The organism is Rhizobium jaguaris, assembly GCF_003627755.1.
GTDB lineage: Bacteria > Pseudomonadota > Alphaproteobacteria > Rhizobiales > Rhizobiaceae > Rhizobium > Rhizobium jaguaris.
Genome location: NZ_CP032695.1, coordinates 756238 through 778531, shown reverse-complemented (window position 1 = coordinate 778531; position 22294 = coordinate 756238). Strand labels below are relative to the sequence as shown.

General features: G+C 58.6%; 18 protein-coding genes and 4 pseudogenes. 7 read left to right on the top strand and 15 right to left on the bottom strand.

All coding sequences use genetic code 11. The features are described from left to right. Positions 1–116: 116 nt before the first annotated feature. Positions 117–308, top strand: coding sequence for a hypothetical protein (locus tag CCGE525_RS25810; protein ID WP_162950310.1), 192 nt, complete (start codon positions 117–119; stop codon positions 306–308). 138 nt (positions 309–446) lie between these two features. Here the strand turns inward: CCGE525_RS25810 and CCGE525_RS25805 are convergent, their stop codons facing one another. Further along, positions 447–2087 carry an MASE4 domain-containing protein gene (locus tag CCGE525_RS25805; protein WP_245472296.1) on the bottom strand — a complete coding sequence of 547 codons (1641 nt, stop codon included), beginning with the start codon at positions 2085–2087 and terminating at the stop codon, positions 447–449. A 690-nt stretch (positions 2088–2777) separates the two neighbouring features. After that, positions 2778–3035 (bottom strand): hypothetical protein, encoded by a 258-nt coding sequence (locus CCGE525_RS25800; protein WP_120707167.1) that lies wholly within the window; start codon positions 3033–3035, stop codon positions 2778–2780. A 423-nt stretch (positions 3036–3458) separates the two neighbouring features. Here CCGE525_RS25800 and CCGE525_RS25795 point away from each other — a divergent pair, with 423 nt between their 5' ends. Together CCGE525_RS25795 and CCGE525_RS25790 are read left to right on the top strand one after the other, a co-directional pair. Beyond that, complete coding sequence (locus tag CCGE525_RS25795) at positions 3459–3716, top strand: type II toxin-antitoxin system Phd/YefM family antitoxin (protein WP_120707165.1); 258 nt, start codon at positions 3459–3461, stop codon at positions 3714–3716. After that, positions 3709–4266, top strand: coding sequence for a hypothetical protein (locus CCGE525_RS25790; RefSeq protein WP_342637462.1), 558 nt, complete (start codon positions 3709–3711; stop codon positions 4264–4266). The genes CCGE525_RS25795 and CCGE525_RS25790 overlap by 8 nt, the downstream gene beginning before the upstream one ends. 11 nt (positions 4267–4277) lie before the next feature. Here CCGE525_RS25790 and CCGE525_RS39720 read toward each other — a convergent pair. The 9 genes and pseudogenes from CCGE525_RS39720 to CCGE525_RS25740 all read right to left on the bottom strand — a co-directional run. Beyond that, positions 4278–4478 (bottom strand): annotated as a pseudogene (locus tag CCGE525_RS39720) (NUDIX hydrolase); the annotation flags it as partial. Positions 4479–4679: 201 nt separating this feature from the next. Further along, positions 4680–5150 (bottom strand): pyridoxamine 5'-phosphate oxidase family protein, encoded by a 471-nt coding sequence (locus tag CCGE525_RS25780; RefSeq protein ID WP_120708624.1) that lies wholly within the window; start codon positions 5148–5150, stop codon positions 4680–4682. 316 nt (positions 5151–5466) lie between these two features. Then, positions 5467–5972 (bottom strand): annotated as a pseudogene (locus tag CCGE525_RS25775) (glutathione S-transferase C-terminal domain-containing protein); the annotation flags it as partial. A gap of 45 nt (positions 5973–6017) precedes the next feature. Next, positions 6018–9200, bottom strand: a complete 3183-nt coding sequence (locus tag CCGE525_RS25770; protein ID WP_120707164.1) for an efflux RND transporter permease subunit — start codon at positions 9198–9200, stop codon at positions 6018–6020. Then, positions 9197–10390, bottom strand: a complete 1194-nt coding sequence (locus tag CCGE525_RS25765) for an efflux RND transporter periplasmic adaptor subunit (protein ID WP_120707162.1) — start codon at positions 10388–10390, stop codon at positions 9197–9199. The genes CCGE525_RS25770 and CCGE525_RS25765 overlap by 4 nt, the downstream gene beginning before the upstream one ends. A gap of 526 nt (positions 10391–10916) precedes the next feature. Continuing rightward, positions 10917–11386 (bottom strand): annotated as a pseudogene (locus CCGE525_RS25755) (pyridoxamine 5'-phosphate oxidase family protein). Between the two features lie 224 nt (positions 11387–11610). Beyond that, positions 11611–12052, bottom strand: a pseudogene (locus CCGE525_RS25750) (carboxymuconolactone decarboxylase family protein). A 46-nt stretch (positions 12053–12098) separates the two neighbouring features. Next, positions 12099–12518, bottom strand: coding sequence for a cupin domain-containing protein (locus CCGE525_RS25745; protein ID WP_120707160.1), 420 nt, complete (start codon positions 12516–12518; stop codon positions 12099–12101). A 147-nt stretch (positions 12519–12665) separates the two neighbouring features. Next, complete coding sequence (locus CCGE525_RS25740; RefSeq protein ID WP_120707159.1) at positions 12666–13421, bottom strand: SDR family oxidoreductase; 756 nt, start codon at positions 13419–13421, stop codon at positions 12666–12668. 1417 nt (positions 13422–14838) lie between these two features. Here CCGE525_RS25740 and tnpA point away from each other — a divergent pair. The 3 genes from tnpA to tnpC all read left to right on the top strand — a co-directional run bounded on the left by tnpA (position 14839) and on the right by tnpC (position 17347). Further along, the gene (gene tnpA, locus CCGE525_RS25735) at positions 14839–15282 is read left to right on the top strand and encodes an IS66-like element accessory protein TnpA (RefSeq protein ID WP_120702554.1); all 444 of its coding nucleotides are present in this window, start codon (positions 14839–14841) and stop codon (positions 15280–15282) included. Further along, complete coding sequence (gene tnpB / locus CCGE525_RS25730) at positions 15279–15632, top strand: IS66 family insertion sequence element accessory protein TnpB (protein WP_028005268.1); 354 nt, start codon at positions 15279–15281, stop codon at positions 15630–15632. Before tnpA ends, tnpB begins: the two co-directional genes overlap by 4 nt. 62 nt (positions 15633–15694) lie before the next feature. Next, entirely contained in the window at positions 15695–17347 is a 1653-nt protein-coding gene (tnpC, locus tag CCGE525_RS25725) for an IS66 family transposase (protein ID WP_120702553.1), read from the top strand. Between the two features lie 833 nt (positions 17348–18180). Here the strand turns inward: tnpC and CCGE525_RS25715 are convergent. Beyond that, positions 18181–18909 carry a DUF1993 family protein gene (locus CCGE525_RS25715; RefSeq protein WP_162950309.1) on the bottom strand — a complete coding sequence of 243 codons (729 nt, stop codon included), beginning with the start codon at positions 18907–18909 and terminating at the stop codon, positions 18181–18183. Positions 18910–19441: 532 nt separating this feature from the next. Here CCGE525_RS25715 and CCGE525_RS25710 point away from each other — a divergent pair. After that, positions 19442–20401: a helix-turn-helix transcriptional regulator gene (locus tag CCGE525_RS25710; RefSeq protein ID WP_120707156.1), complete on the top strand. Its 960-nt coding sequence runs from the start codon at positions 19442–19444 to the stop codon at positions 20399–20401. Between the two features lie 116 nt (positions 20402–20517). Here the strand turns inward: CCGE525_RS25710 and CCGE525_RS25705 are convergent, their stop codons facing one another. The 3 genes from CCGE525_RS25705 to CCGE525_RS25695 all read right to left on the bottom strand — a co-directional run bounded on the left by CCGE525_RS25705 (position 20518) and on the right by CCGE525_RS25695 (position 22290). After that, the gene (locus CCGE525_RS25705; RefSeq protein ID WP_120707155.1) at positions 20518–20799 is read right to left on the bottom strand and encodes a DUF427 domain-containing protein; all 282 of its coding nucleotides are present in this window, start codon (positions 20797–20799) and stop codon (positions 20518–20520) included. Between the two features lie 95 nt (positions 20800–20894). Continuing rightward, positions 20895–21923, bottom strand: a complete 1029-nt coding sequence (locus CCGE525_RS25700; protein ID WP_120707153.1) for a transaldolase — start codon at positions 21921–21923, stop codon at positions 20895–20897. 112 nt (positions 21924–22035) lie between these two features. After that, entirely contained in the window at positions 22036–22290 is a 255-nt protein-coding gene (locus CCGE525_RS25695) for a DUF2171 domain-containing protein (RefSeq protein ID WP_120707152.1), read from the bottom strand. Positions 22291–22294: the final 4 nt, after the last annotated feature.

Below are 22294 nucleotides of genomic sequence, written 5' to 3'. Positions count from 1 at the left end.
TTGGAGAATAACCGGGCTAGGCAATCGCCTTCGTCTTTAGAATTTTTGATCTTGGCCAGGGCAGAGGAAGAGACGTTTCTTTCCCAGCTTGGACGCAAGGCCGCGTGGAAGATATCTTGACCATAAAAGCCTGCATACTCACGGAGAGCCACCTCAAGACCGCCCTCGAAATAGTCCGGGACAACCCCGAATTTCGATCGGTTATGCCGCTGTTGGAGGAGGCGTTGATTGAGGTGGAAGTCGTGCGTCGCACCCGGATGTCCTCTTTGGCTTTGAAAACAGCCCGAGATGGCAACTCGAATGATTGAAGCTAGTCGCTACTGACCTCTTTCAGAAGATCGGCTGCCTTGGCGCCCAGGATCTTTGCAAGATTATCGACAATGTCGATCGTCGGTATCGGAAGCTATGTGCCATGAGCGGTAACCGCCCGTGCGTTGTTGCAGGCGCTAGTGCTGCCGGTGGGCGGGCACCGTGAAGTGAAAAATGGCTCCCCGGGGTAGATTGGCGGTCACCCACAACTGCCCCCCATGGGCCTCGATGATCGACCGGCAAATCGACAACCCCATCCCCATCCCGTTCGCCTTGGTCGTAAACTGCGGTTTGAATATCAGATCGATCGCGCTCGGCTCGACACCCTTCCCCACGTCTTCCACCGACACCATCAGACAGCTGGAGTCGTAGACTTTAGATCTTAAGGAAAGTACCCGGTCCCCATCTTCAGTGGCCATTGAATCGATCGCGTTCGTGATCAAATTCACGAGCACCTGCTGCAGCTGAACCTCGTTGCCCTCTATCGGTGGGAGCGATTGGTTGTAGTCGGTTTGAACCGCTACCCGATGGGTCTGTAGATCGTAGCGGACGAGCGCCAGAGCTTCGCGGATCAGATTGTTGACGTCGAGCGAAGTCCGGATTCGTGCGTCGGTCTTGAAGAGCGTCCGAATATTATCGATCATCGCGCCCATACGGTGGCCGTTGTTCACGATTTGCTGTAATGCGGCTTTGGCCTCATCGATGTTGGGCGTCGCGCGATCAAGCCAGCGCAGGCTCGCACTGGCGTCCATAGTCATCGCCGACAATGGCTGCTTGATCTCGTGCGCCACGGTGGCTGCGACCGCGTCCCCCGTCAGCAGACGCACCTCGCGCTCGCGGCGTTGGCCGACGACTGCGCGCAGCAGTTCACCGTATAGCATCGTCACTTCCTTCATCAGGGTGACCAGCACAAAGCTGCCGGAAAACACGCCGTAAACTCGCCCGGCATACCAACCGACGCTAAAGCGGTACGGGATAGGAAAGGCGGTGAGGGAGATCTCGATGATGTATGCGAACAAGACCAACATCAGCCAGAGATCGAGAACCGAGCGGTGCCGCAGCCATAGCAAGACAAGCGCGACGACGAACAATCCCGCCATCGGTCCGACCACGTAATACCAGAGATAAGAAACCTCCGCCGTGTCGAGCATGATGCGCGGGAGGAACGCATGGCCTGCTGTAACGAAAACTGTTGCGCAACAGCCGAGGGCAGTAACTGATCCGACAGTCGTAAGGACCCTCGCACGAATGGAGCGTGGCGACAGCGCCTCCATCGGATCGGCATCCTTCAACAGTGTATAGACGATCGCGAACAGGGCGAAGCCCGCGTGGGACAGGACATAGAGCCAAACCGTACTCTGGAGGCCGCCGCCAAGGCCGCCCTCCGGCGCCAATACGCCTGGAAATGTGAGCGTCCAAGGAATTGCGAGGAGCGCCGTCAGGAAATAGCCATTCGCTAGTGCGAGGAGCGCATGCGAGCGTAGGACGGAAAACTGCGCGAAGAGCAGGGCTGCGGTGATAGAGTCGATGAGGAAAATCGCAGTGCCGTAAGCGGGTACAAAGGCGTCAACCCGCCTCAGTGGCATGCTAGAGAGTGGGCCCGCCACGATGATAAAGACAACGAGCAGCACTAACACAACGCCAAGCGCGAACCGCCTTTGAGCGACGCTGGGCGAAAGATTCGAGAGCACAAACTCATCCGCCCGTAATCCGGCCGCTGACCCTTCCACAAACATATTCGCCTCACGTCGAAAGCCCGCGATGGACGGCAATTTCAAGTTCGCCAGTCTCCAATTCGAAATCAGACTTCCAGAATGTGGTGCCTTTCCTACTTGCGCGACGAGATCGTCCGATCTCAGTAGCCCGAAGCTGCAGCGCGCCCCGACCACAGTCTAATGCAAGCGATCACTTTCGCCAATGCCGGCACAAGGCGAGTGCAATTGAGCGATAGGGACGTTTCTCTGACCTAACCCCGCCGAAAGATGCGCAGCCCGCTAAGCCTAGCTTATCCCAGCTTTATGCCGCGTTAGCGGCTTCGTTCAATCCCAAATTTCCGATTTTCCAAACGGGTCTCTGACGACATCAAAGAACAACCTCCGGCTATGAAAGATGGCCGGTAATCGAAGCGGCTCAATCCAATCCTAGGTTGACTACCGTCCACGAGAGCTTGCCTGTCCCGGCTAGCCGCATCTCTCTGCGTGCCTGTCTACACCTCGAGACTCGTCGTCTCAATCACGTCCGAAACGCCACAGGGCTACGCCGGTCATCGGATTGACGATTGGTCGCTCCCTTGCTGCCGGCGGGCTGGACGGTCGGCGACGCGAGCGCGATTCTTTGTCCGCCTTTTCGGGTTTTGCCGGTACTGGATTCTCATCCTTGGGGCGTCGCGTTCGTGTCGTTGATGCTCATCGTGTTCTCCATCGGGCTTGGCGTCCGCCTCAAAGAACGAGGATTGTCGGCACCACGCTTCAATCGAATTGTTCACCGTGCCCGATCTGCTCGCGAACTGCATCGCCAATTGGCGGATCATCAGCAGGATCCGGGTCCGCACTGTTGGCGTCCTCCAGAGAGTGAGCCGCCTCGACCAGTGCGGCGAGTACCTCTCGCGCGCCCCACCCCGCTTCGTTCGCTGAAGCGACAACCTCTTCCAGGGCGTATCCGGCCGCCACCTTCAATTCCTCGAAGCGCTGGTGCAAATCCTGAGATCGTGGTGGTGGAAACGGCATGGTCGGCTCCTTTCGTCGACGAGGTAACCCGCAGGATATCGGTCCGCTCCGCCTTCTCGACGGGCCCTAAATAATCGCAGAAAAACCTCCCGTTAACCAATGGATTACTCGACGCGTTTTGGCGCCGCCCGTGGTCAACAAGCTGGCGTGTCGACGAAACCTATGCGCAGCGCGCTGTTGCCTACCTGCATGGTCTTCAGCCGGCGGCCGATGAAGAGCGGGAGGCAGCGTGATGGCGTCCCTCTCCCCGTCTGCTGATCCTTTTCTACTCCGCAACGAAACGCGACCTTTGGGAAAACTTGCTGGTGATCGACCATTATGACAGGGAGGCCGGGAACGAATGCGAGGGCATGTGCGGCGTCTGATTGCTTGTAAAATAGTCAAATAAATCGTATAAGTCGATTTATCTGTAGGAGGCTTACCGTGCAGAAATTTACGACCGTCGATCTGCTGCGCGATATCAAGACCGTCACCATGGCGGCCGATCGTCAGCCGGTTGCGATTACCCAGCACCGCAAACCGCGATACGTCCTCATGACCTACGACGAGTTCGAGGCCATGAAAAGCAGGAGCGACCCTCGAAGGGTTTTCGGCCCCAACGAAGCCCCGAAGGAACTGGTCGATATCATCATGCCAGAGTTGGATCGCTTGATCGAGGAAGGGCGGGAAGCCGATGGCTGATATTCCGGCCAACGGTTCGGTTCTTCGATATCCGTACCTTTGGGCGTGGCAGCGCGACAAGGGCGAAACGGAAGGCCGCAAGTCCCGCCCCGTCTGCATGGTGCTGGCGATCCACAAGGACACGCAGACCCATCTCGTCATTCTGGCGATTTCCGGCACGCCACCGCGTTCTGACCAGACGGCGCTCGAAATCCCGCAGCTTGAATGCCGACGCGCAGGGATTCGCGACTGGAAAGACGCGTGGATCACCGTATCGGAGTTCAACCACGACATCGCTGAGGTGTCGTTCTACTACGACCCCAACGCCGAAATATCGGGCGCTTTCAGTAAGGGGTTCCTGGCCAAAGTTTCCGCCGCCTTCAAACCGTTCCTCGCAACGCCTGCCGCGCGGGTGAGCAGGGGCGGAATAGGGCGCGCTAAGGCCGGCCCCAGCCACTCCAATATGCGCTGGCCGCTCTCAGGAAACTCGCCGAACCCTTTCTCAACTTTCAAAAGATGGACCTGCACCATGGATGGGACGACCTTGTCGATGCCGAGAATCTTCAAATAGGTATAATAGCCGAAGGGCTTCTTCTTGACCGTGCCTATAACGCCGGCCTCTTCCCAGGCTTCCCGTTCCGCAACTTCATGGGCCTTGAGCCCCTTGATCGGCCATCCCTTCGGAATGCTCCAGCGTTGTGTTTCGCGTGTGGTAATCAGGAGCACCTCGATGGAGCGCGCCTTCCCGCGACGAAAACAGATGGCACCGACCTGTCGCGCCATTTCACCATTCATCATTGCCTCCACATGGTCGGCGATGCGTGCTTGGTCATTGTCCCTCACTGAAGCTTTGCGAGCACTATGTCAGGCGATCTGACTTTCTCGAACACGACGCTCGGCGTCGACTGATGGGACAAGGTTCCATCACAGATAATGCCAGGCCCACGTCAGCCACATCGAATTCCCGGATCCTCGCAGCTGCAGCTATGCCCCGATGGGTTTCACAGCGTACTTCTGATAGTAAGTGTTCCTGATCTCGTCCTGACTTCGAGGAGGGCGGGCAAAGACGTGGGCTGGAGACAGCAACGGGATGATCGAGGTAGTTTCGATTTTGACTACGTGATCGACAGGATACTCCGGTCCGTTGGTCGCCCGAACCCAGTTGGCGATCATCAAATACTCGTCATCGCCTGGCGGCAGTATCAACGCACGGCCCTTGAAGCGATAACCGCGCCTCTGGAAGATGTCGACTACGTTAATTTCGACGGCGGGATTGCGCTTCAAATTCACTATCGTCTGGGGCGATGCGATATCAGCGAAATAGAGAACGCCGTTCACGACCATCAAGGACGCCTTCGGCGAAAGATTGGGCGTCCCGTCCTCGTTGATTGTCGCCACGAACGACAGTATTGCCTGCTCGATGATCGCCTTCATATCGGCGGTGATTTCAATCATAGGCATCCTCGCTTGGAAAGATTGGGGCGGCTCCATGCATCGCCCGCTGGAACTCATCAAATGTTGATCTCGGCATCCCGTCTGCGATCGCTCAATGGACGCCCCTTTCACCCGTACACGCGGGCGAGCGACGGAGGCTCCAATATTGGATCTGTGACGGTAAAAAAGAAAATCACCTCTCGCCATGGAGTCGATAGCCGGCCGTTATCGGAATGGCTGAGAGGCGCTTATACGATCGTGATCCTCCGTGAGAGCTCCCCGCAGCATCTTGCTTTCCTTTGACGTTCGCGCCGTTGCGGTCTCCATCTCCGTGCCTCTAGTCGCGACGCGGAACACTGATTCCTTTTTGAACGGCTGAGCGCACGAGGAAGGTGTCGAATGCTCGCAGCACCTGACGAAACTCTGATATCCACACCAAATCGCCCGCCTCATAAAGACCGATCAAGTTTCGAATCCACGGAAACGTTGCCATGTCCCAATCGTGTACCGGTCGCCCATGATCCACGGACGATCGGCAAGCCGCTCACTGAGCGCATTGAGGAGACGACGCGACTCTGCAATGTATCGGTCCCGCGGACGCTTGTTCTCATAGTCCTTACCAGTAAACTTATTGAAGAATCCGACTTGACCAAACATTGGCCCGACACCACCCATCTGAAACATCAGCCAGTGGATAGTCTGATAGCGGCCAACGGGATCCTGCGGAATGAACCGGCCGCTTTTGTCAGCCAGGTATAGCAGGATCGCGCCCGATTCGAAGAGACCGAACGGCCGACCGTCTGGGCCAAGCGGATCGATGATGGCGGGAATCTTGCGTAACGGTGGCCCGACGGCGTTCTCAGCCGACGGGCCAACCATGCGCTTTGATTACTCGGCTGCCTGCTGCAGATCCTCGTCATCCTCTTCGTCATGTTTGCGCGGCTTGTAGCCCGCACGGAGCAGCACATAGAAGACGGGCGTCAGGAGGAGACCGAAGATGGTCACCCCGAGCATCCCGCTGAACACGGCAGTGCCGAGCGACTGGCGCATCTCGGCACCTGGTCCCTCAGCCACCGCCAGGGGGAGCACGCCGAAGATGAATGCAAACGCCGTCATGAGGATCGGACGCAAGCGCAGATGGCTTGCCTCGATCGCGGCCTCAATGGCTGTCTTGCCTTCATCCTGCGCTTGGCGGGCGAACTCAACGATCAGGATCGCGTTCTTGGCCGCCAGGCCGATCAGGACGACGAAGCCGATCTGTGTCAGGACATTGTTGTCCATGCCCCGGAGGTTGACGCCGATGAGCGCGCCGAGAACTGCGAGGGGAACGATGAGGATGATTGCCAGCGGCAGTATCCAGCTCTCATATTGGGCCGCAAGTGCTAGGAAGACGAAGACAACCGACAGCGCGAAGATCCACACCGCGCTGCCGCCCGTATGCGTTTCCTGGTAGGCGATATCCGTCCATTCGAATGTCATGCCCGGCGGTAACATCTTGGTGGCGAGTGCTTCCATCTTCTTGATGGCGTCGCCGGTCGAAACGCCGGGCGCAGCATTGCCCTGCAGCGGTACCGATACATACATGTTGTAGCGCTGGAGGAGGGTCGGGCCGCTGGTGTCGCGGATATCGGCAAGTGTGCCGAGTGGGACAAGCGCGCCGGTGGCGGACCTGACCTTGAGATTCAGCATGTCGTCCTTCTCCATCCTGAACTGCTTGTCGGCCTGCGCGCGCACCTGGTAGACGCGCCCGAAGGCGTTGAAGTCGTTCACGTAGGAAATGCCGAGGTTCGTCGACAGCGTGTCGAAGATGTTCGGGATCGGCACGTTGAGGTACTCGGCCTTCTCACGGTCGATGTCGAGATAGAACTCGGGAGTGGACTCCGAGAACGTCGTGAACACTCCGGACAGACCCGGCGTCTGATTAGCCGCCGCCATCAGCCGTCGCGCTACGTCGAGCGCGCGTGTCATGCTGGAATTGTTCTGGTCCATGATCTGGATTTTGAAGCCGCCGGAATTGCCGATACCCCGAACAGGTGGTGGCGGGACCGCGATGATGAAAGCTTCATCGACGCTCCGGAGGTTTTTTGAAAGCGATCCGATGATCTTGGTGGCATTGTCACCCGTCTTTAGGCGTTCGGCAAACGGCTTGAACGATGTGAACACGACGCCCGCATTGGAGGCATTGGTGAATGTCGCTCCGCTGAAGCCTGCAAATTCCACCGCATCCTGAACGCCAGGCGTCTTCCTGGCGATGTCGGCGACCTTGCGTACGACGGAGTCCGTCCTTTCCAGCGACGAGCCGTCTGGAAGCTGGACGACCACAATGGCGTAGCCCTGGTCCATCACGGGGATGAAGCCGCTCGGGACCCGCGTGCTCATGAACCATGTTGCACCCAGAAGGCCGACGAAGACGACCATGGCGCAACCGACCCCGATCCAGGATCGGACGATGAACCGCACGACGGACGAGTAGCCACGGCTGAGCGCGTCAAATCCCTGATTGAAGCCGCTCGCAGCACCGTGCCCGATCCTAGCAAAAATGTTCCTTCTTTCCTTCGCGTGATCGTGCTTCTTCAGGACGACTGCCGCGAGCGCCGGCGATAGGGTAAGCGAGTTCAATGCCGAAATCGCAGTCGCGATCGAGATGGTGACGGCGAACTGCCTGTAGAACTGCCCCGAGATTCCCGGGATGAAGGCCGTCGGTGCGAAGACGGCGATCAGCACAAGGGAGATTGCGACGACGGCGGTGCCGACTTCGTTCATCGTGACATGCGCGGCCCTGCGCGGACTCATTCCCTTTGCAAGGTTACGTTCGACATTTTCAACGACGACGATCGCATCATCGACGACGATGCCGATCGCCAGGACGAGACCGAAAAGCGTCAGCATGTTCAGCGACATGCCGAAGGCAGCGAGGAAGGCGAAAGTACCGATCAGCGATACCGGGATGGCAACAATCGGAATAATCGCTGTGCGCCATGACTGCAGGAACACGAGGACCACGATGGCGACCAGCACGGCCGCCTCTCCGATCGTTCGATAGACCTCAGAGATGGATTCGGCAACGAACTGCGTCGGGTCGTACACGATGCTGTACTCAAGACCGGGTGGGAAGTTCTTTGACAAATCCGCCATTATCGACTTGATTTGCCCGGTCGTCTCGAGCGCATTCGTGCCCGGTCGGGCGTTGATAACGAGCGCGACGGCCGTTTTGTTGTTCAGATAGCTGTTCGTGACATAGTCCTGCGCACCGAGTTCGACACGCGCGACGTCCTGAAGCTTCACCAGCCGGCCGTCGGCGGCAGCCTTGACGATCACGTACCGGAACTGACGGGTGTCGGAAAATCGGCCATCCGTCCTCACCGTATACTGGAAGGAGTTGCCGCTACCCGCGGGAGGCGCTCCGATGGAGCCGCCCGTGACCTGAACGTTCTGGTCCCTGAGCGCATTGACTACATCGGCGGATGTCATGCCGTAGGCCGACAGTTTCTCCGGGTCGAGCCAGACGCGCATGGAATATTGACGCTCACCGAACATCTGGACGTCGCCGACGCCTTGCAGACGCACGAGAACGTCGCGAATGCGGGTCCGTGCATAGTTGGACGTATAGAGCTGGTCGTAACGGCCGGTCGGGGACAGGATATGGACGACCATCAGCAGATTCGGCGAGGTCTTGTCGGTGGTGACGCCGAGACGTTGCACCTCCTGCGGAAGGCGGGGCAACGCAATGGCGACGCGGTTCTGGACGAGCACCTGTGCTTTATTAAGGTCGGTTCCGAGCTTGAAGGTGATTGTCAGCGCCATCGAGCCGTCGCCACTGGAGTAGGATGACATGTAGAGCATGTCCTCCACGCCGTTTACCTGCTGCTCGATCGGCGTCGATACCGCGTCTGCGATTGTCTGCGGATCCGCACCCGGATAGGACGTGCGCACGACGATCGTCGGTGGCGCGATTTCCGGATACTGCGCGACGGGGAGCTGGAGATAGGCAACGCTGCCGATAATGATGAGAACGACTGAGATAACCGACGCAAAGATCGGCCGGTCGACAAAGAAATGAGCGAACCTCATTGGCCTGCTCCCGCCTCTGAGGCCGCTTGTTGGGCCGTCTCGGGCACATCGTTCGGGTTCTCCCTGGGCAGCTCCACGGTGACTGGAGTAACCTTCGAGCCGGGCCGGACACGGACGGCGCCCTTCACGACGATTTGCTCATCGCCCGTGAGGCCCGAGCGGATAACGCGGTAGCCGTAAAGCTTGGGACCCGGGCGAACGGATTTCGTCGTAACAGTGTTGTCGCGATTGAGCACGTAGACCACGCGCTCGTTCTGGTCCGCGGAAATTGCTTCATCGGGTATGAGGATCGCCGTGTAGGAATTTGAACCTTCGATCTCGACGCGGCCAAAGAGACCGGGCTGAAGGACGAAGTCGGGATTGGCAAAACGAGCGCGCACACGCAGCGTGCCCGTGGCCTGATCGATGGTATTTTCCGCGAAGTTCAGCGTGCCCGCGAACTTCGTCTGGTCGCGGTCCCCGAGACGAACGCTGACCTTCAGACCACCGCCCCCCTCCTGGAGGACATTTCCGTTCTTCCGCGCCGTCTCGGCATAGTTGAGCAGACGACGCTCATCGATATCGAAATAGAAGTCGATAGGATCGAGCGCGACGATCGTCGTCAGCTCGGTCTGGTCGGCCTGCACGAGGTTGCCGACAGAAATCAGATGACGGTTGATACGTCCGCTCAATGGGGCCGTGATCTTGCTGTAGGTGAGATCGAGCTGCGCCCGTTCAACACTTGCCTCGGATCCCTGGAGGTTGGCCTGTGCGGACTGCAGCTCCCTGCGCCGGTCATCGAGTGTCGACACCGTCTGGCTGCCGGACTTTACCAGAGTGTTCACGCGGTCGAATTCCGACTGCGCGTAGGTCAGGGTCGAGCGGGCGACCGCAAGCTGGGCGGTAGCCTCGTTGTATGCGGTGATGAAGGGGCGCTGGTCGATCTCGAAAAGCTCGTCACCCTGCTTGACCAACTGGCCATCCTTGAAGTTGACGCTCTGAAGGTAGCCGCCTACCCTGGAGCGGATGGAAACCTGCTCGGAGGGCTGGAAGCGGCCGATGAAGTCGTCGTCGTCGACGACGTCTCTGACGACCGGCTTCGCCACGGACACCTGCGGTGGCGGAGGCGTTTCCTGGGCCTGCGCAGCTCCCGCCGAGAGAGCTGCGAAGACCAGCACAAGATGTTTCAAAGTTGAATGGCGGAACTGCATCGATTACCTCCGACGTTTTCGATCGAGAAGCCACAGTGGCTCCGGTCTTTTTCGTCGTTCTGCTGAGATTGAACGTTCGTTTGGGGATTGAATGCTTGTTGCGTCCGGCGAGCTCTTGAAGACTGCTTGCTCTCACGTCAGCAGCGAGGCGGCCTCGGGATTTTTGTTGTATTTCTTCATCTTCCGACCTCCTTTGCCGGCAGGCAAAAATAGTAGGATGGCGAAACTCTGTGGTCCAATGACCTGTGGCTATGGAATCGATGCCAGCGGCGCGGCGCAAAAATCATCGATGCGGTCCAGACGCCGCACGCAGAAATTCGATGACGGCGCGATTCGCTTCTTGGAGATTCGAGGCAGGCGTTTTCGGGAGCGATATCGAGGCGCGCCATTTCGGTGATCGCGAGATCCTTTGGGCCTCGTCGCGGCATCCTTGTCGCTATGTCCACGCTGGAGGACGCTGATGCTGTACGGAGATATCGAACACCTCGGCAGTGTCGGCCTCCCGGACCGCGCGCAGAGCCTAGAGCTATGCCCCGACGGGTTTCACAACGTACTTTTGATAATCGGTGTTCTGATCTCGTCCTGACTTCGAAGAGGGCGGGCAAAGACGTGGGCTGGAGACACCAGCTGGATGACCGAAGTGGTTTCGATTTTGACTGCACGATCGACAGGATACTCCGAGCCGCTCGTCGCCCGAACCCAGTCAGTGATCATCAAATACTCGTCATCGCCTGGCGGCAGTATCAACGCACGGCCCTTGAAGCGATAACCACGCCTCTGAAAGATGTCGACTACGTTAATTTCGACGGCGGGATTGCGCCTCAAGTTCAGTATTGTCCGGTGTGTTGCGATATCGGCGAAATAGAGAACGCCGTTCACGACCGTCAAGGACGCCTTCGGCGAAAGGTTGGGCGTTCCGTCTTCGTTGACCGTCGCCACGAACGACAGTATCGCCTGCTCGATAATCGCCTCCATGTCGGTGGTAATTTCAATCATAGACATCCTCGTATGACAAGATTGAAGCAGCTCCATGCATTCGCTCGGCGGAACTCATCAAATATGGATCTCGGCATCCCGCCTGCGATCGCTCGACGGACGCCCACTTTGACCCGCGCACCGGGGGCGAGCAACGGATGCTCGAAGATTGGGTCTGTGACGGTAATAATGAAAATCACCTCTCGCCATGGAGTCGATAGCCGACCGTTATGGGAATGATGAGATCATGATTGTGACGGTCCCGGCGGCAATCCCATACCGGGAACGTCGAAGCTGATCGCTATGCGGTCGTAGGCATTCATTAGGCCGATCGCGATCGTGAGATCGACCGGTTCCTTCTCGCCGAAAACAGCGCGTGCCGCCTGGTAGGCGTCCTCCGGCGCACCGGTCTGTGCCACACGCATCACCGTCTCGGCCCAGGCCAGGCGCTGCACGCTCGGTCTCGCTGAAGAAGGCGCCCCCTTCCTCCCAGGCCTGAACCAGGGCTAGTTTCTCGATCGAGACGCGCCTCTTCGTGAGATCGTTTATGTGCACGTCGAACCAACAGGCGCGGTTGTTAGTCTGCGAAACGGGGAGAAAGACAAGATCGATCACCTCGGCGGTCAGGTCACACTACATGATATAGTATTACACACTACCGAGGACCTTCGCTCCGTTCGGAGCGATTTGGCTTTAGTCCAGACGGCTGGTCATCGGCGTCCTGCCTTTAGGATTATTTAATGGGCGTGGTCAGAGGGCTGTCATTGGTGTCGAGGACAAAGACGGCGAGCAGCTTTGCCGGTTCGGTCTTGCTCGCGTTGCGGCTGATCGAATGGGTCGCACCTGGCGCTTCGGACCAGCTTTCGCCCGCCCGATAGATGCGCGTCTCGCCGTCATTGACCTTCGACTCGATCGCACCGGAAATTACATACGCGTAGATGAAGGCCGACTTCGCATGCGCGTGGGACGGGGAGGCCGCGCCGGGCGCGTAGTCGACCTCCACCGCAATCAGCGACTTGCCTGGAATATTGGGAATGGCCGCTTCGAAGTTCTTCTTGACGGTTTCCGCTTTGCTGTCATGGGCGGAAACAGGTCCGGCCATCGAAAGTGCGAGGGCAGCGCAGATGGCGGTGATGATGGTTCGGGTCTTCATGGCTTTCTCCTTCATCCAAGTGAGGCTGGCATCCAAGTGAGGCTGGCCTTCTAATAGCCTCTGGCCGAAATGTAGCAGTCATCGACTGGGCTTGTTGATCGCCGGCAGCCGTATTGCAGAGTGTCGACGTGGCGCGTGACGGCTTAATTAAGCTTCTTTCCGAGAGAGACGTAACCACTCCTCTAGATTGAATCGGCCAAGACGTGTTTCGCCCATGGGTACGAGCGACTTTTCCTCGAGTCGACCTCCAAAATATCGGGCCTCAGGATCGCGCCGAACCTCGCGCGGATCGCCGAGAGCCTTCAGATAGCGGCCGATGATTTCGCTGAACGGTGCTCGTTCCGGGCCTGCGATCTCGACGATCCCGTTTCGCGGATTAGCGAACGCAACTTCGGCGACAAAGGCGGCGACGTCGTCAGCCGCGATAGGCTGCAGCAGCGCTGGCGCAAGCCTGACGACGCCTCCGTCCGTACTCGCATCGGCGATGCTGCCGAGGAATTCCAGGAACTGGGTCGAGCGGATGATCGTGTAGGGGATACCGGAAGCCTCGATCAGTTTCTCTTGCGCCACTTTGGCACGGTAATAGCCTTGGTCTGGTACGCGGTCAGTCCCGACGATGGATAGCGTGACATGATGCCGGACGCCCGCCGCGGCCTCTGCCGCTACAAGGTTGCGGCCGGAGGTCTCGAAGAATTTCAACACTACCTGGGGGTCGAATGAGGGCGCGTTGGAGAGGTCGATCACCACCTGGGCGCCGGCCATGGCTTCTCTGAGCCCCTCTCCCGTGATGGTGTTGACGCCACCTTTGGGCGACGCCGCAACGACGTACTGACCGCCTCGGCGCAGAATGGCAACAGTCTTCGAGCCAATCAAACCAGTGCCGCCGATCACGACTATCTTCATGGTTACTCTCCTTCGTCGGACACCGGATGCCGCTGATCATTGTTTCGATGCGCTGTGAGATGAGGCGCGGACTTCTTTCCTGAGACGTCCGATGCCAGGGAAGAAAACTTCTCAGGCCCCGCGCCCTCGGGAGTCAGATCGTCGCGTGCCACGTGCGTAGAAGGTCGCGTGATGTGTTTTCCCCGGAGGTGCCAGCAGAGACGGGAAACATCTGGGCCCATCTTTGCCGGTGGGACATCCAGCGGGACATATTGCATGCATCGGCTTTCAATTTGTTGGCGAGGACCGGACTATATGGGCGACGATGCGGACATTAAACGTCGATATCGCCGACTTATGTGTCCGCGCGTCCAAAATGCGTGATCCTCCGTCTGATACCATCGGAGCCATGCGCATCACCGGCTCCTTAGACTTGATGGCGCCACGGCTGGTGGCCGGATATGGCGCGGCGGACCTGAGAGATTGTTGTCGTGAACCCGCGACGCCAACGTGCCGAGAGCATCGTTACTGATGGAAAAAATGGCGCGTCGCTGCGGCAGGCTGGCCGCAACGGTCTCAACAAGGACGCCGGGGGCAACGCATCTATTTTCTATTCTCGGACATTGCGTTTCGTCGGCGCCGTCGCGTTCGGGGCGGCTACGGTCTGGATGCTGACCAGGCGGCTACCCTCAATTGGTTCATCGAAGGCGCCGTGCCTATCGTGCGCCGTCAGGTGGTCAACTTCGGTGCCGAAATAGAGTCAAGATTGGAACGCGATGCCCTGGCCATGACGGCCGAGCGCGTTCAGTTGAGACAGGTACTCTTCAATTTGATCAGACCACGGTTGGATCAGTCGACCTCAAATGTCCCGGCTAGAGCGCCCCGGTGCGACGCGAAAACGAGCTGTCCCATACCCACGTATAATTTTCGCGAGCGTGCAAAGTCGGTATGACTTCCCTTGCCTTGCTTTCCCAAGACCGAGGCCACAGCGGTTGCCCGACGGCCCGTTGCTGATCGCGAGTGCTTCCCCCTGCCCCGAACGCGGAGCGACTCGCACTAAAACCGTCTCCCCTTCCGGAGACGGTCTTTTCCGCCACAGCGCTGGAGTTTGTAAAATGACTACAAAAAAGGTCCTCATCGTCCATGAGCAGATCGGGTTCGTTGCCGCTGCGTCGAACCGTAGTGACGCGGTACAACGCGACCGTCCATGATCATCCGTAACTAAACGGTCTCGCCGCCGCGACCGCAGCTCGCTTGCCGCTATCGCAGGCCGCCGAATTCGTGAGGAGAGCATATTCGTATCGTCATGAGAGCTTCACGCGAGTTGAACGGAACTATCGGATAGCGGCGTAAGCGCCGTCTCCGCCCCATTGGATTGGCTGTATTTTGAGGCTTGCTGCGTGTGCGAGAAGGTTTCCAGGACTATCTGGAGATTGGCATGGCAGATGATGGATTTGTTGGCCGCTACGAAATTGTCGAGCCGCGCCGCGGAAACCGGCGCTGGCCGGATGATGTGAAGGCGCGGATCGTGGCGGAAAGCCTTGAGCCTGGTGTTCGTGTTGTTGATGTCGCGCGCCGTCATGACGTTGTGCCGCACCAGCTTTCCTTGTGGCGCCGGCAAGTGCGCGAGGGCATTCTGGCCCTGCCTTTTGAGGCTATGTCGGGCCTGTCGGAGAGCGGCGATGCCGCGCCTGCATTTGTGCCTTTGGCGGTTGCGGCAGAGCCGAGCGAGGCGGTGAATGTTTTGGCGCCGCCGCTGCCGGAGGCGGGTTGGCCGGTCTTGACGTTGGAGATCGGCCCGGATGTTGTGATGCGGGTTCCCGGCGATGTGCCGGTTGAACGTGTGGCGGCTCTGGTACGAGCCATGCGAGGGACGGCATGATCGTCGCGGGCCAACGACTGCCGATCCTGATTGCAACGCGTCCGGTGGACTTCCGCTGTGGGCATCAGGCGCTGGCCTTGATGGTGCAGACCGAGTTGAAGCTCGACCCGCATTCCGGGGTGACGGTGATCTTCCGGTCGAAGCGCGGGGATCGCCTGAAGATCCTGGTGTGGGATGGCACCGGAATGGTGCTAACCTACAAAATTCTTGAACATGGAAACTTTGCCTGGCCCAAGGTTCAGGATGGGACGATGCGTCTTTCCAGGGGTCAATATGAGGCTTTGTTCGAAGGTCTTGACTGGCGACGGGTCATGGCACAGCGGGTGACCGCGCCGTCGGCGGCAGGGTAAATATCCGGCCGTCTTTGCATTGTTTTATTTGGCTTTTTTGTGCTGCCTTGCTATAAGGCCGCATGTCGTCGCGCCTTGATCTCAGCCTGTTTCCGGACCTTCCGCCAGAGGTTATCAAAGCCTTTGCGGCGATGCAGTTCGAGCTGTCGGTCGAGCGTGCTGCGCGTCAGCATGAGCAGGCTGTGGTGGCCGAAAAGGACGCCTTCATCGCCGAGCTGAAGGAACTGATCGAGAAGCTTGAGGGGCAGGTTCACGACTATCGGCGCACCAAGTTCGGGCCGAAATCGGAAAAGCTCGATCCGGCGCAGATGGAACTGGCGCTGGAAGACCTTGAAACGGCGATTGCCGAAACACAGGCGCGGATCGCCGCCGTCGAGAAAAAGATCGAAGCCAGCGCATCCGATCCGGAAAAGGCCGCTCCTCGCAAGGAGCGTAAGGCCCGTGCACTGCCCGAACACCTGCCGCGGGTCGAGAAGGTGATTGAGCCCGACAGTATTGTCTGCCCCTGTGGTTGCGGCAACATGGTCCGGATCGGCGAAGATCGGACGGAACGGCTCGACCGGATTCCGGCACGCTACGAGGTGATCGTCACGATCCGCCCGAAATACGCATGCCCCAAGGGTCGAACGGGCGTCGTCCAAGCCAGAGCGCCGGCGCATCTCTTGGAAGGGAGCTGGCCGACGGAAGCCCTTCTGGCTGAGATTGCCGTCTCCAAGCATTCCGAACATATGCCGCTCAACCGGCAGGCCGAAGTCATGGCGCGACACGGGGTGCCGATAGACCGCACGGTCCTGGCCGATTGGCTTGGGCGCACGGGCAGCGAAATCGCACCGGTGGTCGACCACATGGCCGAACGGCTGCTGTCGGAAAGCGCGCGGCTCTATGTCGACGAGACCACGGCTCCGGTGTTGGATCCGGGGCGCGGCAAGACGAAGACCGGTTATCTATGGGCCGTGTTGCGTGACGATCGCGGCTGGAATGGCTCCGCGCCGTCGGGCGTGGTGTTCCATTATCGACCTGGGCGTAAAGGCGAATATGCCGCTGAAATCCTCGACGGCTTCAACGGGACAATCCAGGTGGATGCCTACGGTGGTTACTCTCACCTCGCCACGTCGGACCGGATGGGTGGCGACCCCTTGAAGCTGGCTTTCTGTTGGGCGCACGGACGCAGGAAGCTGATCAAGGCCACGCCAAAGAGTGGATCGCCCATCGTCGACGAGGCGCTGGTGCGGATCGCCGCGCTCTACAAGATCGAAGACAGTATCCGGGGCTCAGATCCCAAACATCGCCGGGCAGTTCGACAGGACCTGTCCCTCCCGCTGGTGGACGAGTTCTTCACCTGGCTGGCAGCGCAAGCCAAGCGCATCTCACGCAAGTCTGACCTCGGAAAAGCCCTGGCTTATATGCTAACGCGGCAGGACGGCTTCCGGCTGTTCCTGGACGACGGCCACGTCGATATCGACTCCAACCTGGTGGAAAACGCGATCCGCCGACCCGCCATGAACCGCCGCAATGCGCTCTTTGCGGGGCACGATGAAGGGGGCCGCAATTGGGCCCGGTTTGCCAGCCTGATCGGCACTTGTAAAATGAACGGCGTTGAGCCCTACGCCTATCTGTGCGACCTCTTCACCCGCCTCGCAAACGGCCACCTCGCCAAAGACATCGACGCCCTGATGCCATGGGCTTATGCGCAACGGATCAGAGCCTCACAATGAGCTCGTCAGGTACTCTTCGGTGAGCTCATTTGACGGCCCGTAGATCAACCTCAGACCGCTGCAACTGAAAATTCGATGGGGCGTGGACGCCGCATACATAGCGGCGCCGGCACATTTCAAAGCAAAATTGGTTGGGCGCGAGCGCTTGCCGGCATTTCGATCATCCTTTCCGCAGATACAAAAATTGCATCGACCTCTGAAAGCGAGACAAGAATGAGTTTGGAAGACGCGAAAGGTTTTCGCATGCACCTTGTCAAGCAACTGGCCGATCCCGGCTGCCCTCGGTCCCCGGAGAGGATCAGCGTTGAGGAATTCGGCAGGTGTCATAACCTGGACATCAGCCAGATCCGGCAGTTGCAGTTGCTATTCGGCCCTTTCGCAGACAGGGACGAGTTGTGGGCGAACGTCCGCTGGCCTTCCCGCTTCAGGTAACGACCGCCGCCAATTCGTCAAACCCAGGGCCGATGGCTTCCGGGGGTAATCGCACAACCCTTTGGGCGAAAGCGTTACCGCCGTACAAGGAAGGTAACCTCGCGATGACGCAGCGCGTGCGCGAAACCTAACGTGTCTGTGGTGACTTTCTACACCAAGCGGCAACGTCGCGGGTGGTCTACTTAAAATGCCGCTCGCATCAAGATCGTGCCGCACCTGGTGTTTCACCATTTCGAGTATCGGTGAAGGTTTACCAAGGACGTTAAAACTCAAGTGCACGAAGTTACCAACGAACCGAGACAAGAGATGCGTGGCTGCAGTGCGAGTCGCCCGGACGTTGGCCGGGTTCGGTGTGCTTTGAAATGAAGTAACAACCGGTGCAGTTCGGCGCGCGCACGCCTTCAGAAATAGTCGCCTCCGCCATGCGGCGTGAGATGCCCCAGATAGTCCTTCTTGCCCGCCGGAGCTCCAAGATGCCGCAGAATCGCGTGCGCCACCGCGATATGGAAAAAGAAATCCGCTAGCACGACGTGTCGAATGTAATCGTCTCCGCCGATCCAGTCCTTTGCAACCGATGGGGCCAGTTGGTAAATGTGGCTCTGAGCGTTGGCTAGGTCTTCCGGCTGGATTGTCCGCAAGAAGCTGCGCGTCTCTAGCAGACGTCCTTGAAGAGCGGGATAGATCATCGCGACGTTAGGCGGAGCCGCCTGGTTTCGATTCATAAGCTTGGTCATGTGCAGCTCGACCTTGTTGCAGTTGACCACGAATTGTTCGCCGAACGTCAGCATGTCGGGAGCGAGCCTGGATGTCAGTACGGATCCCGGATCCAGGGAATTGGAGCGTTCCAGGTTTTGGGCATGAAGGAGATAATCATCCATAACCACGAGTCCATGCAGCATCACGGGGACGGTGATGTCGTATATCGAAAAGGACATGTACCCTCCATCATGCCCGATACCGCCATGCACTGGGCTTGCCAGTGCCGAAAGAAGCTCCCTCTCCAGCCGAACTTTCGGCAATCCGTCCAAATTTCCCTGGTGTGTTTTACACTGCGCGCATTGCGAAAGGAGTAGCATCGCCTTTACCGGCGGGAATTGCAAATTCCGTTTGGTGATGCTTTCGATAGGCAATGGATATCGTCGGCGCGGCTCCGTAATCGTGCCCACGGCCGCGAATTTTTAGGCGAAAAAGTTCCTCTTCTCCAACCACAATCACACCGGGATGGAACGCAGACGGAGGGTAGCGTCGTCCAAATGGACGATCGGAATCGCATTGTAGACTTGCTGTGCGGGGCAAGAATCTACGGTGACGCACTTGGCCGACGCGCTATTCGAGCTGTTCGGACTGGTTCGCTACTGAACCCGCCGATCGTCAGATCATGATTCATCCAACACGTCTGACGAAATAGGCCTATTTGCCACCCATTCATGTCGTGACTGAAATTATCATATTCGGGCGTAGAGACTACACTAAACCCTACAGCTGAGCGATTGTGTGCGGGCCTTCATTTGAGGTGATGGTGTTTACTGATGCTCAGTCGAGCCGGAGTGCATGAAACCGTTCACATGACGTGCTGCGCGGAGCGTTCGCGTCAAACAGCGGCGTCAGCAGCCTCCGATCGTCGAGCTGATGTAAGCTAACGCAGCATGAGGTTTTCTGGGTATGGCATGCGAACCGCTTTGGCGAATATCGCGAGCTGATCTCGACAAGCTAATGGGGACGATCGAAGTTGAGTCGGCCCGATTGTCCGAGTGCCGGTTCGCCGCGGGAGCCCGCCTCGGCATCGAGAGAGTCGATCGACCGACCATACATTATGGTCTTACCGGTTCCGGCAAGATCATTGTCGATGGCGAAGTGGCGATCGAGCTCGTCCCGCACATGCTGGTCGTGACGCCGCCGAACAAGTCGATCGAGATCGTCGCGAACGGTTCGTCATTCGGGTGCCCCGGTCCGGTCGCCGGCGGCATCCAGAAAAGCACCTTCGTTCCCGGCTCGGTGACCCGCTACGAGATCGGCGAAGGCGAGCCATCGTTCTCGCTTGTCTGCGGTTGCTTTCGTGCGGTTTACGGTCCGGGACTGGGTCTCTTTGCTTCGCTCGCTTCGCCGGTCGTTGAAACCTTTGACGCGTATGATCAGCTCGACCAGGTCATGAGCTATGCGATGGCTGAACTCACCGCGCGCGAGATCGGTCGCGGGCCGATGGCGTCAGCGCTGTTCAAGCTCGTGCTGCTGACCCTGCTTCGCCGCAGTCTGACTTCATCAAACGCTTGGGTCGAACGCTTTTCGCTTTTGAACGACCCGCCGATAGCGCGCGCGTTCGCCGAAATGGCGTCAAGTCCCGCAGCGGACTTCAGCGTTCAAACCCTGTGCAGATCGGTTGGGTTGAGCCGCTCGGCGTTCATGGCGAGATTCACGGCCGCGTTTGGTGAATCGGCGATGTCTGTCCTGAGACGTCTTCGCATGCGGCATGCGGCGAGCCTGCTCGCCGCCAATGCGCTATCCGTCGAACAAGTCGCACTTCAAGCGGGATATCAGAGCCGTAGCAGCTTCACTCGCACCTTCCGGCAGCACTACGGGACCGACCCGTCAGACTATCGCTCAGAAGCGAAAAACGCATCTTAGAGACGCATGAGACCGAAGATGGCGGCGCCCCGAGCGAATTAGCTGCCGCCGGCCGTTTGTCTTAGTGATACTCAGTTCTTATCAAATAAAGTCAGGTGACGGCAGCGGTCAGTCGATCACCTAACATCGACACCTTTCCAGAATGCGATATAACCGCTTATGGCCGCTGCCGCATCGGTGGGATCGGCATAGTACCATGCCGCGTCTTCATTGGTTTTGCCATCGACGAAAAGCGAGTAGTAATTCGCAAGGCCCTTCCATGGGCAACGGCTGGTGGTGGTGCTCTGCGCAAGATATTGTGTCTTGACCGACTGAGGCGGAAAGTAGTGGTTGCCTTCGACGACAACGGTCTTGTCCGATTGCGCTATCACCGTCCCATTCCACGTCGCCACTGCCATTTCTCATTCCTCTCTATGCGATAAAAGCCGATCCAGCCCTGGCTGGAACCGTTCGATCGGGCCGGTCGTCGCCCCGTAGATCAGCCTGAAGTTGGCTATTGGAGCCGCCTGCCAATTCGCGTCCGCAGTTCCTGCAGGTCCCTCGCGAATACGCGGATGCCCTCGGCCAATTTCTCGGTTGCCATCGCGTCTTCGTTCATGATCCAGCGGAAAGTCACTTCATCGATCGGACCACCGGGCGCCGGATGCTTGATGTCGACCGCGTCCTCGCTCACAAACCAGTGGCAAATGGCATCGGCCGGCCGCCGCAGCGGTTGCTCGGGATGCGTACCGGGTGAAAGTGCTCTCTCAAGTTGATCGCTGTTTGATTCCAAGGCATCCAGGAGACTGGGCGCGATGGTAAGTCGATCGCAGCCGGCCAACGCCTCGATTTGACCGGTATTTCTGAACGATGCGGCCATGACGATCGTCTCAATGCCTTCGGTCTTGAAGTGGTTGTAGATGTCACGAACGGATCGGACACCAGGGTCTTCCTTGGCTGTGAAATCCCTGCCTTCGACTTTCTTGTACCAATCATAAATGCGCCCTACGAACGGCGAGATCAGGAATGCCCCCGCATCGGCGCTTGCAATGGCCTGCGCGCGGTTCAACAAGAGCGTCATGTTGCACGACACGCCCTCGCTCTGCAGGATCTCGGCCGCGCGTATCCCTTCCCACGTCGCCGCGAGTTTGATGAGCACCCGGTCGCGCTGGACACCGCGCTGCTCGTATTCGGCTATGATTTGACGAGCCTTAGCGGTTGAGGCCGCGACATTGAAGGAGAGGTTGGCGTCAACTTCCGTCGAGACATATCCAGGCACGCGGCGCAAAAGCTCGATCCCAACAGAAATCGCCAAGCGATCTGCGGTAGCTGCCGCAATGTGTAACGGGTCACCGCTACACTTACGCCCCCATGACAGCGCTTCCTGGACGACCTCCTTGTAAGGTTCGCTTTCTATGGCCTTGAGAACGATCGTCGGGTTCGTAGTGCAATCCACTGGCTTCAGCCGCTCCACGGCCGCCAGATCACCGGTATCGGCGACAATCGTCGACATCCTGCGCAACTGTTCAAGTTTTGTCGTCATGTTCATTTCCTTTCGGTGCCGGCGGTGATGCGCCGCCCAGCGGGCAAGGACCAACTCCCCTATGCCGCGAGCTCCTGGACGGACCTGGATCCCGTGGTTGGCGAACGCGCGGTCAAATCGGGTTGCGTGATTCCTCTTCTTCGAAGGTGACGGCCACAGCCGCGTTCGCCGAAAGGCGAACTTGCCTGCCATGCACGATAGAGACCAGGCTGAGGTCGACAAAATGATGGTGCCCCTTGTGACTGCCCTCACCACTATCGCGCTTCGACAGTTTGATGCGGCCATCAACTATAGAGTCGACGGTTCCGACATGGACGCCGTCGGCGCCGATCACTTCCATGGCAGGAACGATCTGATATTTGCTCATGGGT

Coding starts and splice junctions, on each gene's coding strand:
- CCGE525_RS25800 (WP_120707167.1), bottom strand. CDS start 3,035: ATGCCGTTTCCACCACCACGATCTCAGGATTTGCACCAGCGCTTCGAG.
- CCGE525_RS25790 (WP_342637462.1), top strand. CDS start 3,709: ATGGCTGATATTCCGGCCAACGGTTCGGTTCTTCGATATCCGTACCTT.
- CCGE525_RS25780 (WP_120708624.1), bottom strand. CDS start 5,150: ATGATTGAAATCACCGCCGATATGAAGGCGATCATCGAGCAGGCAATA.
- CCGE525_RS25770 (WP_120707164.1), bottom strand. CDS start 9,200: ATGAGGTTCGCTCATTTCTTTGTCGACCGGCCGATCTTTGCGTCGGTT.
- CCGE525_RS25765 (WP_120707162.1), bottom strand. CDS start 10,390: ATGCAGTTCCGCCATTCAACTTTGAAACATCTTGTGCTGGTCTTCGCA.
- CCGE525_RS25745 (WP_120707160.1), bottom strand. CDS start 12,518: ATGAAGACCCGAACCATCATCACCGCCATCTGCGCTGCCCTCGCACTT.
- CCGE525_RS25740 (WP_120707159.1), bottom strand. CDS start 13,421: ATGAAGATAGTCGTGATCGGCGGCACTGGTTTGATTGGCTCGAAGACT.
- tnpA (WP_120702554.1), top strand. CDS start 14,839: ATGGCAGATGATGGATTTGTTGGCCGCTACGAAATTGTCGAGCCGCGC.
- tnpB (WP_028005268.1), top strand. CDS start 15,279: ATGATCGTCGCGGGCCAACGACTGCCGATCCTGATTGCAACGCGTCCG.
- tnpC (WP_120702553.1), top strand. CDS start 15,695: ATGTCGTCGCGCCTTGATCTCAGCCTGTTTCCGGACCTTCCGCCAGAG.
- CCGE525_RS25710 (WP_120707156.1), top strand. CDS start 19,442: ATGGCATGCGAACCGCTTTGGCGAATATCGCGAGCTGATCTCGACAAG.
- CCGE525_RS25705 (WP_120707155.1), bottom strand. CDS start 20,799: ATGGCAGTGGCGACGTGGAATGGGACGGTGATAGCGCAATCGGACAAG.
- CCGE525_RS25700 (WP_120707153.1), bottom strand. CDS start 21,923: ATGACGACAAAACTTGAACAGTTGCGCAGGATGTCGACGATTGTCGCC.
- CCGE525_RS25695 (WP_120707152.1), bottom strand. CDS start 22,290: ATGAGCAAATATCAGATCGTTCCTGCCATGGAAGTGATCGGCGCCGAC.